Annotated in this window: 13 protein-coding genes; 9 read left to right on the forward strand and 4 right to left on the reverse strand. The window is 72.4% G+C overall.

Annotated elements, in window-relative coordinates; genetic code table 11:
• Positions 1-5 precede the first annotated feature (5 nt).
• From HNR20_RS22565 to HNR20_RS22575, 3 genes are all read right to left on the reverse strand, one after another.
• Complete coding sequence (locus tag HNR20_RS22565; RefSeq protein WP_184188808.1) at positions 6-2399, reverse strand: phosphoketolase family protein; 2394 nt, start codon at positions 2397-2399, stop codon at positions 6-8.
• Between the two features lie 67 nt (positions 2400-2466).
• Complete coding sequence (locus HNR20_RS22570) at positions 2467-3327, reverse strand: universal stress protein (RefSeq protein WP_184183176.1); 861 nt, start codon at positions 3325-3327, stop codon at positions 2467-2469.
• Between the two features lie 98 nt (positions 3328-3425).
• Positions 3426-3881: an Lrp/AsnC family transcriptional regulator gene (locus HNR20_RS22575; protein WP_184183179.1), complete on the reverse strand. Its 456-nt coding sequence runs from the start codon at positions 3879-3881 to the stop codon at positions 3426-3428.
• Between the two features lie 94 nt (positions 3882-3975).
• Here HNR20_RS22575 and HNR20_RS22580 point away from each other — a divergent pair, with 94 nt between their 5' ends.
• The 9 genes from HNR20_RS22580 to HNR20_RS22620 all read left to right on the forward strand — a co-directional run bounded on the left by HNR20_RS22580 (position 3976) and on the right by HNR20_RS22620 (position 11778).
• Complete coding sequence (locus HNR20_RS22580; protein WP_184183182.1) at positions 3976-4827, forward strand: LLM class flavin-dependent oxidoreductase; 852 nt, start codon at positions 3976-3978, stop codon at positions 4825-4827.
• Positions 4824-5249, forward strand: coding sequence for a nucleoside deaminase (locus HNR20_RS22585; RefSeq protein WP_184183185.1), 426 nt, complete (start codon positions 4824-4826; stop codon positions 5247-5249). Before HNR20_RS22580 ends, HNR20_RS22585 begins: the two co-directional genes overlap by 4 nt.
• Before the next feature lie 56 nt (positions 5250-5305).
• Complete coding sequence (locus HNR20_RS22590; RefSeq protein WP_184183187.1) at positions 5306-5542, forward strand: HTH domain-containing protein; 237 nt, start codon at positions 5306-5308, stop codon at positions 5540-5542.
• Positions 5542-6120, forward strand: coding sequence for a Clp protease N-terminal domain-containing protein (locus HNR20_RS22595; protein ID WP_184183189.1), 579 nt, complete (start codon positions 5542-5544; stop codon positions 6118-6120). The genes HNR20_RS22590 and HNR20_RS22595 overlap by 1 nt, the downstream gene beginning before the upstream one ends.
• 94 nt (positions 6121-6214) lie before the next feature.
• Complete coding sequence (locus HNR20_RS22600) at positions 6215-7219, forward strand: diacylglycerol/lipid kinase family protein (RefSeq protein WP_229687375.1); 1005 nt, start codon at positions 6215-6217, stop codon at positions 7217-7219.
• The gene (locus HNR20_RS22605) at positions 7212-8213 is read left to right on the forward strand and encodes a YihY/virulence factor BrkB family protein (protein WP_184183192.1); all 1002 of its coding nucleotides are present in this window, start codon (positions 7212-7214) and stop codon (positions 8211-8213) included. The genes HNR20_RS22600 and HNR20_RS22605 overlap by 8 nt, the downstream gene beginning before the upstream one ends.
• A 70-nt stretch (positions 8214-8283) precedes the next feature.
• Positions 8284-9774 (forward strand): phosphatase PAP2 family protein, encoded by a 1491-nt coding sequence (locus HNR20_RS22610; protein ID WP_184183195.1) that lies wholly within the window; start codon positions 8284-8286, stop codon positions 9772-9774.
• An 8-nt stretch (positions 9775-9782) separates the two neighbouring features.
• Positions 9783-10592, forward strand: a complete 810-nt coding sequence (locus HNR20_RS22615) for an endonuclease/exonuclease/phosphatase family protein (RefSeq protein WP_184183198.1) — start codon at positions 9783-9785, stop codon at positions 10590-10592.
• Between the two features lie 67 nt (positions 10593-10659).
• Entirely contained in the window at positions 10660-11778 is a 1119-nt protein-coding gene (locus tag HNR20_RS22620) for a hypothetical protein (protein ID WP_184183202.1), read from the forward strand.
• Positions 11779-11922: 144 nt separating this feature from the next.
• Here HNR20_RS22620 and HNR20_RS22625 read toward each other — a convergent pair whose 3' ends face one another.
• Entirely contained in the window at positions 11923-12711 is a 789-nt protein-coding gene (locus tag HNR20_RS22625; RefSeq protein WP_221309882.1) for an alpha/beta fold hydrolase, read from the reverse strand.
• Positions 12712-12721: the final 10 nt, after the last annotated feature.

Consider the following 12721-nt stretch of genomic DNA (forward strand, 5'->3'; position numbering starts at 1 on the left):
ACTCCTCAGGGGTTGGTCGGGTCGGTTTCGCGGACCCAGCGCCACTCGGCGACCTGGGGGTCGTCCTCGCCGTACTGGCGGGTGTAGTCGCGGGCCGTCTGCCGGGCGTCGACCATCCGCTGGCGCAGGTGCGCGGCGCGAGCGGCCAGCCCGGGCACCCGGTCGATGACGTCGATGACCAGGTGGAATCGGTCCAGGTCGTTGAGCATCACCATGTCGAACGGGGTGGTGGTGGTGCCCTCCTCCTTGTAGCCGCGCACGTGCAGGTTCTCGTGGTTGCTGCGGCGGTAGGTGAGGCGGTGGATCAGCCACGGGTAGCCGTGATAGGCGAAGATGATCGGCCGGTCCTCGGTGAAGATGGTGTCGAACTCGTTGTCGGTCAGGCCGTGCGGATGCTCGGTGTCCGGCTGGAGCCGCATCAGGTCGACCACGTTGACCAGCCGCACCTTCAGCTCCGGGAGGTGCTGGTGCAGCAGTTCGGCGGCGGCCAGCGCCTCCAGGGTGGGCACGTCCCCGCAGCAGGCGAGCACCACGTCCGGAACGCTGCCGCCGTCGTTGCTGGCCCACTCCCAGATCCCCAGGCCACGGCGGGTGTGCTGGATCGCCTCGGTCATCGTCAGCCAGTTCGGCGCGGGCTGCTTACCGGCCACCACCACGTTGATGTAGTGCCGGCTGCGCAGGCAGTGATCCATCGTGGCGAGCAGGGTGTTGGCGTCCGCCGGCAGGTAGACCCGCACCACCTCGGCCTTCTTGTTGACCACGTGGTCGATGAAGCCCGGGTCCTGGTGGGAGAAACCGTTGTGGTCCTGGCGCCAGACGTGGCTGGACAGCAGGTAGTTCAGCGAGGCGATCGGCTGCCGCCACGGGATGGCGCGGGTCACCTTCAGCCACTTGGCGTGCTGGTTGAGCATCGAGTCGACGATGTGGATGAACGCCTCGTAGCTGGTGAACACACCGTGCCGGCCGGTCAGCAGGTAGCCCTCCAGCCAGCCCTGGCACAGGTGCTCGGAGAGCACCTCCATGACCCGACCATCGGGCGAGAGGTGGTCGTCGCCGGGCACGGTGGCGGCCACCCAGGCCCGACCGGTCACCTCGAACGCTGCGCCCAACCGGTTGGACGCGACCTCGTCCGGGCCGAACAGCCGGAAGGTCTCCGGGTTGGCGCTGATGACGTCGCGGATCCACGGCCCGAGCACCCCGGTCGCGCCGGCCATCGGCTCGCCCGGTTCGGGGACCTCCACCCCGTAGTCGCGGAAGTCCGGCAGGGACAGGTCGCGCAGCACCACACCGCCGTTGGTGACCGGGTTGGCGCTCATCCGCCGGTCACCGCGCGGCGGCAGCGTCCGCAACTCGTCCACCGGCGCACCGGTCGCGTCGAACAGCTCCTCCGGCCGGTAGCTGCGCAGCCACCGTTCCAGCTCGGCCAGGTGCGCCGGATTGTCGCGGACCCCCGACAGGGGCACCTGGTGGGCGCGGTACGTGCCCTCCACCTGGGTGCCGTCGACCTCTCGCGGGCCGGTCCAGCCCTTCGGCGTACGCAGAACGATCATCGGCCAGCGGGGACGTTCGATGCCGCCACCGGAGCGGGCCCGCCGCTGGATCTCGGCGATCTCGTCCAGCACGCGGTCCATCGTCGCGGCGAGGGCGCGGTGCACCTGGGCGGGGTCGTCGCCGGCCACCACGTACGGCTGGTAGCCCGAACCGCGCATGAGGTCGATCAGGTCGGTCTCGGGGATCCGGGCCAGCACCGTCGGGCCAGCGATCTTGTAGCCGTTGAGGTGCAGGATGGGCAACACCGCGCCGTCGCGCGCCGGGTTGAGGAACACGTTGGAGAGCCAGCTCCCGGCCAGCGGCCCGGTCTCCGCCTCGCCGTCGCCGACCACACAGGCCACCACGAGATCCGGGTGGTCGAACGCGGCGCCGTAGGCGTGGCTCAACGCGTACCCCAGCTCACCGCCCTCGTGGATCGAACCCGGCACGTCCGCTGCCACGTGGCTGGGGATGCCGCCCGGGAAGGAGAACTGGCGGAACAGCTTGGACATCCCGACCTCGTCGCGCGCCACGTCGTGGTAGCGCTCCGACCAGGTGCCCTCCAGCCAGGTGTTGGCCACGATGGCCGGGCCGCCGTGGCCGGGGCCGGTGACCAGCATGGCGTTGAGGTCACGCGCCACGATCACCCGGTTGAGGTGGGCGTAGACCAGATTGAGCCCGGGGCTGGTGCCCCAGTGCCCGAGCAGCCGCGGCTTGATGTCGTCGGGGGTCAGCGGCTCCCGGAGCAGCGGGTTGTCCAGCAGGTAGATCTGCCCCACGGTGAGGTAGTTCGCCGCGCGCCAGTAGGCGTCCAACCGGCGCAGCTCGTCGTCGGTGAGGGCGCGGTGCACGTCGAGAGTGGTGTCCATCATGCTGCCTCTCGCGGGTTGGGGTGGGGCGTCCGGCGTCCAGCTTCGCCGCTGCGAACGCCCCGGGTCAGGGCCGTTGGTCCCGCGTGGGCCGGGCGTCGGGCCCGGTCAGCGGCATCTCGGCCAGGCCACGGACGACGACCACCGGGGCTGGGGAGTGGTAGAGCAGGGATTGGGCGACCGCGCCCAGCATGGCGCGTGCCGGTTCGTCGCCACGGGCGGCGACCAGCGTCAACTGCGTCGTGCGCGACGTGTCGATCAGCACCTGACCGGGATCCCCGCGAACCACTCGACACTCGGTGGGTACCGAACTGTTGCGGCTGGTGTGGCGGGCCAGGGCCTCGCTGAGCTGCTCGGCGACCGCGTCGACGTCCTCGTCGTACTCCACGACGCGCAGCGCGAGCAGGCGGGCGCCCCTTCGGGCCGCGCACTCCGCTGCCCACTGCAGAGCGAGATGCGAGCTGGGCGAGCCGTCCACCCCGACCAGGACCGGGCCCGGCGGCGGCGGCTCACGGCGGACCACCAGCAGCGGGCAGCCGGCCCGCGCGGCCAGCTGCACGGCGAGCGTGTCGGCCGGGACGCACTGGCCGCTGCCGGCCATCCCGCTGTCGCCGACCGCCAGCAGGAAGGCCCCCTCCGACCGGCGGATGAGAGTGGCCAACGTGGCGCCCTCGACGATCTCGCCACCCACGGTCAGCTCCGGCTCGACCTGGTGGGCGAGTTGGGCGGCCCGGGTGATCAGATTCTCGGCCTCGTCCCGGGGAGCGGCGACGGTGTCCGCGGCGAAGGCCGCGTGCCAGTCGAAGGTGCGCAGCAGGTGCAGAGGGCGGCCGTGGGCGGCGGCTTCCTGCGCGGCCTGTTCGACGACCGGGAGGTCGAGATCCGAGCCGAGGCCGACCAGGACCGCCGCATCGGCAGGTACGGCCATCCGACATCACCTCCCGGGCGTCGCGCCCGGCACGACCACGCTGTCCCTGACTGAGGGTAGTCGGATGGTCACGTCCGCGGGCCGGTTGTGGGTTCTCGTCAGCTGGGCGGCGTCCGGCGCGGGCCGCGATAGGGGAGGGTGGCGCTGTAGACCACGTTGGTGGTGGTGCTGCCGAACCCGGCGAGATCGTTGACGACCTGTTCGAGGTGGGCCATCGACGTCGCGGCCACCTTCAGCACGTAACAGTCGTCTCCGGTGGTGCGCAGGCACTCCAGAATCTCCGACCGTCGATCCAGTAGCCGGTGCAGCGGTTCGTGCCGGCTGCCGGGATACTTCAGCCGGACCACCGCGAGCACGGCGAAGCCCGCCTTGGCCAGGTCGACGTCGGCGCGGTAGCCGCTGATCACACCGGTCGCCTCCAGCCGCCGCACCCGCTCGCTGGTGGCCGACGCGCTCAGCTTGACCCGGCGGCTGAGCTCGGTGATCGGCAGGCGGCCGTCGTCCTGCAACTCGTTGAGGATGGACCAATCGACGGCGTCAAGATTCTCGGCCATCGGGCCAATCTACCGGCGGATCCACGGCAAAGGTCATCGAAGGCAGGGATCACGGTGTTCACACGCCCGGTCCGCGCTGGCTAGCGTAGGGCTCGTGCAAATTGGTGTGAACGTACCGAACTTCGGTCCGGGTACCGACCCCGACGTGCTGCGACAGTGGGCGCAGACGGTCGAGGGCCTCGGCTTCGACCTGCTGATGGTCTCCGATCACATCGCGGTGACCGAGGACGTGGCCGAGCAGTATCCGGCGCCCTTCTACGAGCCGTTCACCACGCTGTCCTGGCTGGCCGGGGTGACCCGCCGGGTCCGGCTGGGCACCACCGTGCTCATCGTCCCCTACCGGCATCCGCTGCTCACCGCCCGGATGGCGGCGAACCTCAACCGGCTCAGCGGCGGCCGGCTCGTCCTCGGCGTCGGTGTCGGCTGGGCCCGGCAGGAGTTCGAGGCGCTCGGCGTGCCGTTCCGGCGGCGCGGCGCGCTGACCGACGAGTACCTGCAGGCCATGCGCGAGGCCTGGCGCAACACCGACGACTACGACACGGCTGCGATTCCGATCTGGGTCGGCGGCAACAGTGACGCCGGCATGCGCCGGGCGGTACTGCTCGGTGACGCCTGGCACCCGCTGCGGTTCACGCCCGGACGGCTGGGCGAGGCCGCCGGGCAGCTCAAGGTCATCGCCGACGAACTGGGTCGCCCGGTGCCCGCGTTGATGCCCCGCATCGCACTGCGGGAGGTGGCCGAACCGGTCACCGCCCCGGACCGGCTGGCCGGGGTCGGCACCATCGACCAGATCATCGCCGATCTCGACCGGATCCGTCTGCTCGGGGCGGAGACGGTGGTGCTCGATCCGTTCAACGGCGACCTGACCGAGATCCGCCAACCCGAACGGGCCTGGCGGACACTCGCGGCCGTGGCCGCGTACCACAGATCCCAGGAGGAACGATGACCCCCGACGACGAGAAGTTTCTCCGCCGCGCCGTGGCGCTCGCCAGCCAGGCCGGGGCGTCCGGCGAACGCCCGTTCGGCTCGTTGCTTGTCGGTGCGGACGGCACCGTTCTGATCGAGGACCACAACACCGTGGTCTCCGACTCGGACATCAGCGCCCACCCGGAGTTGAAGCTGGCCCGCTGGGCCGCTCGGGAACTCGCCCCCGACGTGGCCGCCGGCACCACCATGTTCACCAGTTGCCAGCCCTGCCCGATGTGCGCGACCGCGATCGACCGGTCCGGCCTCGGCCGGGTGGTGTACGCCCTGTCCAGCGAGCAGTTCGAGGAGGTCAAGCCGGCCACCCCGCCGTTGCCCCCGGTGCGGTACGAGGGGCCGGCGCTGTTCGATGAGGCGCGCCAGCCGATCGACGACTATTACTGATCAGGGCGCGTCAACCAGGGTTGACACGAGTGGCGCTGTCAACGTATGTTGACGGTATGAGTCAAGCGACGGAACTCGCGGCGGCAGCCGGCAGCACCGACCCCCGGGTCGGGCTGCGCGCCGTCCGCGCGCTGCGCCGGCTGCTCGAGCGGCTCGAGGTGGTCCAGGTGGACAACGCCCGTCGACAGGGCTGGTCCTGGCAGGAGATCGCCGACGCGCTCGAGGTCAGCCGGCAGGCGGTGCACAAGAAGCACTCTGGGCGACCGGCGGTCAATTCATCCTGGGAGGCGTGATGTTCGAACGGTTCACCGACCGGGCGCGCGGCGTGGTGCGACGGGCGCTGGAGGAGGCTCGGGCCGAGGGCCAACGGCCGGTCGGCACCGAGCACCTGCTGCTCGCCCTGCTCGCCGACGACGCAGGCCTGGCCAGCCGGGTGCTCGCCGACGCCGGCGTACGCGCCGACGACCTGCGCGAGCGCGTCCGCCGACACACCGCCAGCGGTGGCGCCGGCCTCGGCGACGCGGACGCGGCAGCCCTGCGGGAGATCGGCATCGACCTGGCCGCGATCGTGGCCCGCATCGAGCAGTCCTTCGGTCCTGACGCACTGCGCGAGGCCGTGCCGGCGCCGCGTCGCCGCTGGGGGCGTAAGCGGTACCTCGGCGGCCCGTTCTCGCCCCGGTCCAAGAAGGCGCTGGAGTTGTCCCTGCGGGAGGCGCTGCGCCTGCACCACCGCCACATCGGCACCGAGCACATCCTGCTCGGGGTGCTTCGGGAGGGGAACGGGCTGGGCGCGTTGGTGCTCACCGAATCCGGGGTCGACCTCGACGATCTGCGCCGACGGGTGGAGGTCGCACTGCGGGCGGCGGCCTGACGGGTGCGCCCGCGTTGAAACCTGTCTGTGGGACTTTCGACGCGGGCCCCCTGCTGGGTCGCTGAAGCCGCCCCGGTGCTGCACACTGGCGCCCGTGGATGCTGGACAGGACAGGCGGCCCTCGGGCGGCGACGGTGGGCTGCGCTCCGCCGTGGTGGTCAACCCGACGAAGGTCGACGATCTCGACGAGCTGCGTCGCACCGTGAACGACGCTCTCGCCGCGGCCGGCTGGCCCGAGCCGCAGTGGCACGAGACCACCGTCGACGACCCGGGCCGCGGCCAGACCGAGCAGGCGATCAAGGCCGGCGTCGACCTGGTCTTCGCCTGCGGCGGCGACGGCACCGTGATGTCCTGCGTCAGCGCGCTGGTCGGCACCGAGGTGGCCCTCGCGGTGCTGCCGCAGGGCACCGGCAACCTGCTCGCCGCCAACCTCGGTCTCTCCACCGACCTGGCCGCCGGGCTGCAGGTCGCCGTCGAGCGGGGCCGACGGCTGCTCGACGTCGGCGCCGTCGAGGACCAGTACTTCACCGTGATGGCCGGCATGGGCTTCGACGCCCAGATGCTCGCCGCCACCTCCGAGACCACCAAGGCCCGCATCGGCTGGCCGGCGTACGTCATGGGCGCCGCGCGCCACCTCCGGGACCGGCCGATGCGGGTGCAGATCCGCATCGACGACCGCCCGCCGGTGCGCCGCCGGGCCCGTTCGGTCCTGATCGCCAACGTCGGCCGGCTCCAGGGCGGGGTGACCCTGCTCAACGAGGCCGAGCCGGACGACGGCTGGCTCGACGTCGCCGTGCTCACCCCGCGCAACCTGCGGCACTGGCTCGCGCTCGGTTGGGCGGTCATCCGCCGCAGCGGTCGGGTGCCACAGATGGAGGTATTCCGGGGACGACGCGTCGTGGTCACCAGCAACCGGGCCCAACCCAGGGAGCTGGACGGCGACCTCATCGCCCCGGGCCGGCAACTACGGGCCGACATCCGGCCCCGGTCGCTCTGGCTCTGCGTCCCCCAACCCGAGGACGCACCCGACCTGGCCGTCGATGCGCAAGGCGCCGGAGAGCGGGGCGAGCAGCTGATCGAGGAGGCGCGCCGTGAGTAGCACCCGGATCGTGCCGGAGACCCGGCTGATGGCCGACGAGGAGCTGTCCGCCGACGACGCCTGGCACACACTGCGCCGCCAGGGCGGCTGGCACCTGCTGCGGGACGCCTTCATCCGGTTCCGCTACGGCGACGGGTTCAGCCACTCCCGGGCCTTCGCGCTGCAGCTCTGCCTCGCCGTGGTGCCGTTCATGATCGCCCTCACCGGCCTGATCAGTGAGCTGGGCGTCGAGGAGGGCGGCCAGGTGGTCGCCGACACCGTCCTGGCGCTCACCCCGGGCCAGAGCGCGCAGATGGTCGCCGAGCTGCTGGGCGAGGGCGAACGCGTCGAGGACGCCGGGGAGCTGGCGCTCACCCTCGGTCTGCTCACCGGCCTGTTCGCGCTGACCACCACCATGGCCCAGATCGAGCGGGGCGCCAACCGTATCTACGGTGTCGAGCGGGACCGCCCCGCGCTGCGGAAGTACCTCCGCGCCGCCGTGCTGGCCGTCACCGCCGGCCTGCCCGCGCTCGCCGGCTTCCTGATCCTGGTCGGCGGCGGAGCGATGGGTGACTCGGTGCGGAAGCACTACGAGTGGGGCGCGGTCGCCAACGTCATCTGGGACGTGGTCCGCTTCCCCCTGAGCCTCGCGCTGACCGTCCTCGCCGTCGCCGTGCTGTTCCGGCACGCGCCGCGCCGCAACCAGCCCGGCCTGTCCTGGCTTCTGTTCGGCGCGGGCATAGCCACGGCCCTGTGGTGGCTGGCCAGTCTGCTGCTCGCCGCGTACGTGCGGTTCAGTGACGGCTTCGGGCAGACCTACGGCGCGCTGACCGGCATGATGGCGCTGCTGCTCTGGGCCAACCTGACCGGGATGGCGCTCTTCGGTGGGCTGGCCTTCGCCGCCCAGTTGGAGGCCCTGCGGATCGGTGTGCAGGAGCCGGCCCAACCCGACCTGTGGGAGCCCGACACCGACCGCGCCGAACTCCTCGACACCGGGGACATGACGGCGCTGTAACGGCACCGTGGGTGTACGCGCGACGCAGATCGGGTAAAGCGCCTCGCCAGGTGACAAGGGGAGGTGCGGGGTGACCGCGGTCAAAGATGTGGCGCGACGTCCGATCGGTCATTTCGCCGAGCGAAGCATCGCTGGTCTGGTGGCCGTCACCGGCGCCGGGGTGGGCTTCGGGCTGCTGTTGCTGCTCGTCCGGGTGCGGTGGAGCCCGTTACAGGACGCCGACCACGCGGGCGCTGAGTGGTTCAACGGGCTCGTCGCCCCGCACCACGCACTGGTCACCGTCCTGCAGGCGGTGACCGACCTGGGTGGCCGCCCGATCCTCATCTGGTTGGTCAGCATCGCCGTGGTCGGGCTGCTGATCCGGAAACAGCCACGGCTGGCCGTCTACCTGATCATCACCGGGATCGGTGGCCTGATCCTCGACCCGTCGCTGAAGACGCTTGTCGGCCGGCTCCGCCCGGTCGTGGACGTGCCGATCGCCAGCGCCCCGGGTAACAGCTTCCCGAGCGGGCACGCGTTGGGCTCGTTCGTCGCGTACGGGGCTCTGCTGCTGGTGTTCCTGCCGGCCATGGCGCCCCGCTGGCGAAAGCCGGCGATCGTCGGCGTCGGCGTGCTGGTGGCGGTGGTCGGTCTGACCCGGATCGCGCTGGGCGTGCACTACCTCTCGGACGTGCTGGCCGGCTGGCTGCTCGGGGCGGCCTGGCTGGGCGTCACCGCGTACGCCTTCCGGCTGTGGCGCCGCGAGCGGGGGCGCCCGGTGCCGCCGCTGACCGAGGGGCTCGAACCGGAGGCCGGGCACGACATCGCGCCCGCCCCGGCGGAGGAGCACGTGCTGGCCCACCCGCGCTCGGCGGTGGCCGAGCTGCTGGTCGGCTGGGTGCTCGTGTTCGGGGCGCTGTACGGCTTCGGCACGTACGTCAGCTACCACGCCAAGGGCACCTTCTTCGACACCCTCGACACGGAGGTGCCCCGCTGGTTCGCCGAGCGGCACACCGAGGTGCTGACCGAGGTGAGCTGGTGGTGGAGCAAGTTCGGTGACACCCACGCGATCCTGATCATCTCGCTGGTGTTCTGCCCGCTGGTGCTGGCGATCTGGCGGCGCTGGCGGCCGGTGCTCTTCGTGGCGCTGGCGATGGCGGGTGAGCTGACCCTCTTCCTCGCCTCGGCGCGGGCCGTCGACCGGCCCCGCCCGGCGGTGGAGAATCTCGACGGGCAGATGCCCACCTCGTCGTTCCCGTCGGGGCACATCGCGGCCACGATCTGCGTCTGGCTGGCGATCACCGTCATCGTCTTCCCGCGTACCGATCGGTGGTGGCGTTGGATCTTCGTGGCGCTGGCCGTGATCATGCCGATCGGGGTGGCCACCTCCCGGATGTACCGGGGGATGCACCACCCGACGGACTTCATGGGCGCGATCCTGCTCTCCGCGCTCTGGATCGGGCTGCTCTACCTCGTCATCCGCCCGAACGGCGACCTGAAGGAAGGCAACCAGCCGGCCATCGAGTCGGAGGACGTGGACACCCTCGACGACGAGCTGGCGCGGGCCGGCCGAGCCGACTGAGCGCCGTCGTGCTGCGGGTGATGACCTGGAACATCCGCACCGGCGGTCGGGACCGCGGCGGCTCCGATCGGCTGGATCAGGTGGTCCAGGTCGTCGACGAGCAGGCCCCGGACGTGTTGGCCCTGCAGGAGCTGCGTGGGTTCGACGGTGGCGGGCTCATGGCCGAGGTGGCGGGCCGGGTGGGGATGACGCCCCACCTGGCCCGGTCCTGCCTCGGGCAGCCGGTGGCGGTGCTGGTCCGGCCGCCGTACCAGGTCGTCGACGCGGGGACGCTGCGCCGGCCGTTCCACCACGCCGCCGCGCGCGTCGTGGTGGCGACCTCCGCCGGCCCGTTCACCGTGCTCGGCACCCACCTCTACCCGTACTCCGGGGGACGGCGGCGGATGGAGGTCGACTGGCTGGTCAGCGCCGTGCGACGTGCACCGGGGCCGCTGACCCTGGTCACCGGTGACCTCAACTCGCTCGACCCGACCGTCGACCACACCGATCGGCTGGCCGGTCTGCCGGCCCTCTACCGGCGGCGGCACCTGCGCCGTTCCGGTGGCGCTGTGGACACTCGCGCGATCGGCCGGCTGCTCGCCGCCGACCTGATCGACCTGTGGCCGTCGGGCAACGTCGGAGCGCCGGAGGCCGCCGGCCTCACCGTTCCCACCCGGTTCGGCGGGGCGGAGTTCGCCGGTATGCGGCTGGACTACCTGCTCGGCAGCCAGGCGGTGGCCGACCGGTTGCGGGAGTGCCGGGTGATCCGTGGCGGCGCGGCGGACACGGCCTCGGACCACTATCCGCTGCTCGCCACGCTTGAGGTGGACGCCGGCTGAAGCCCGCCCGTCGGCGTGGCTTTGCCGACACCCCACGGCGTGGCGCGGGCCGGTTACCGTGCCCACCGTGACCGACCGGCTGACTGTCCGCTCGCCGCTGCCCGGGCCGCCGAGCGAGCACCCGGCCGCGCCGACGGTGGCGCGTCCGACCCGTGCACCGCTGGCCCGGGACACGGCGGAGCCGGCCGCCGTCGCGCTCCCGCTCGTCGCGGCCGTCGCGCGCGCGGTGGCGCTGGTCGTGGTGCTGCCGGTACGCCTGCTCTGGGAGCTGATCGCGGCTGCCGGCCGGCTGTCGCACCGGCACCTGCTCAGGCCGGCTGGCCGGTTCCTGCGCCGATGGCTGCTGGCGCCGCTGGCCTGGGCCCTGCACCGGCTGGTCTGGCTTCCGCTGATCTGGTGCGCCCGTAACCTGCTCTGGCTCCCACTGGTCTGGGTGTGGCGGACCCTCGTCTGGCTCCCACTGGTCTGGCTGGGGCGTGGCCTCGCGTGGGTGGCCCGCACCCTGATCTGGCGTCCGCTGGTGTGGCTGGCGTACGCCCTCGCCTGGGCGGGCCGCACGTTGCTCTGGGCCCCGCTGGTCTGGCTGTGCGCCGCGTTGGCCGCTCTGGGGTCGGCGGTGGGGCGGTTGGCCCGGCGGCTGCTCTGGGGGCCACTGGTCTGGTTGGCCCGCAGAGGGCTGCGTCCGCCGCTCGTCGGTCTGGCGCGCGCGTTGGTCTGGCTCGCCGAACATCTGGTCCTGCGGCCGCTGCGCTGGTTGGGCACGGTGCTCACGCCCGCCGCACGGCTGCTGGCGCGGGGCGTCGGTCTGCTCGTCGGGGCGCTGGGCGCCGCGCTCGTCGGGCTGCTCCGGGGGATCTGGTGGGTCGTCGTGGGGGTCGGCCGGCTGGTCGTCGCCGCGGTGCTCGGTGCCTGGTGGACAGCCGGGTGGGTGCTGCGGATGCTCTACCGTCTGCTGCTGCGTCCGCTCGGGCACGGGCTGCGCTGGTTGTGGCGGCACACCGTGCGCCCGCTGCTGTGGGGTGTCCGGTGGGTCTGGTCGGTGACCGTCGTGCCGCTGGCACGCGGCCTGAGGGCGGCCTGGCGGGCCACCGTCGCGCCCGCGGTCCGCTGGACCCGCCGCTCGGTGCTCGACCCGGCCCGGTTGGCCTCCCGGGAGGTGCTCAGCGTCCTGGGCCTGCGCCGCTGACCGCGGCGGCGCGGACGCCTCAGAGCACCAGGTTGAGCAGGACGGTGAGCACGACCGAGGCCACGATCGAGAAGAGGATCATCAGGAGGCAGCCGAGGCCACCGCCGAGCGGGCGGATCTCCGTGTTGCCGAAGCGCATGAGGGTCACCTGTCCGTGAGTGCGGATTGGGGAGCGAGCAGGTGACGGATCGCGGCCGCGACCGCCACCGGGTGGGTCGTCGCCACGTTGTGCGGGGCGCCGGGCACGACCACGAGGTTCGCCTCCGGCACCAGCCGGGTCACCTGGTCCCGCCACCGTGCCGGCGCGATCGGGTCGCGCCCCCCGGTCAGGACCAGGGTCGGCGCGGTGATCCGGACCAGATCCGCCTCGATCGTGTTGTGCACCGAGTGCGACAGGGTCGCGAGGACCCGCCAGGGCCGGGCGTTCCAGATGTCCCGCGCCAGGACCGGCGCCTGTAGCGGCGCCTCGTGGACGTTGTCCTTCAACCACCGGCCCACCAGGGCCCGGCGGGATCGGGCCGCCGGGTCGCTGGTCGGCCCGGCCAGCACCAGCGCGCGTACCGCCTCCGGGTGGTTCGCGGCAAGCGCGGCTGCCACCTCGGCGCCGAACGAGTGCCCGAGCAGACAGACCGGCGGCAGCCGGTACGTGGCCAGCCAGGCGGCCAGGTGCTCGGCGTGCCTCTGGACGTCGTACGCGCCCTCGGGGTGCTCGGTCAGCCCGAAGCCGGGCAGGTCCGGCACGTACACCGGGTGGGTGACGGCGAGCGCGACGGCCAGCGGCGTGAGGTAACGGTGCGAGACGGCCAGGCCGTGCACCAACACCACGGGCGTCGCCCCGGTCCCCGGGTCCGCGCTGCGCCGGGTGTGGGTGCGCAGTTCGTCGACGAGCCGCCATTCGCTGGTCAGCCCGGCAGCCGGCCGGGGCGCGGCCATGGCACGGCGC

Origin of the sequence: Micromonospora parathelypteridis (assembly GCF_014201145.1) — a bacterium.
Lineage (GTDB): Bacteria > Actinomycetota > Actinomycetes > Mycobacteriales > Micromonosporaceae > Micromonospora > Micromonospora parathelypteridis.

What these genes read in the sequence shown, in the direction of transcription:
- HNR20_RS22595 (WP_184183189.1), top strand. Translation starts at nt 5,542, where the DNA reads ATGTTCGAACGGTTCACCGACCGGGCGCGCGGCGTGGTGCGACGGGCG.
- HNR20_RS22625 (WP_221309882.1), bottom strand. Translation starts at nt 12,711, where the DNA reads ATGGCCGCGCCCCGGCCGGCTGCCGGGCTGACCAGCGAATGGCGGCTC.
- HNR20_RS22590 (WP_184183187.1), top strand. Translation starts at nt 5,306, where the DNA reads ATGAGTCAAGCGACGGAACTCGCGGCGGCAGCCGGCAGCACCGACCCC.
- HNR20_RS22570 (WP_184183176.1), bottom strand. Translation starts at nt 3,327, where the DNA reads ATGGCCGTACCTGCCGATGCGGCGGTCCTGGTCGGCCTCGGCTCGGAT.
- HNR20_RS22565 (WP_184188808.1), bottom strand. Translation starts at nt 2,399, where the DNA reads ATGGACACCACTCTCGACGTGCACCGCGCCCTCACCGACGACGAGCTG.
- HNR20_RS22585 (WP_184183185.1), top strand. Translation starts at nt 4,824, where the DNA reads ATGACCCCCGACGACGAGAAGTTTCTCCGCCGCGCCGTGGCGCTCGCC.
- HNR20_RS22575 (WP_184183179.1), bottom strand. Translation starts at nt 3,881, where the DNA reads ATGGCCGAGAATCTTGACGCCGTCGATTGGTCCATCCTCAACGAGTTG.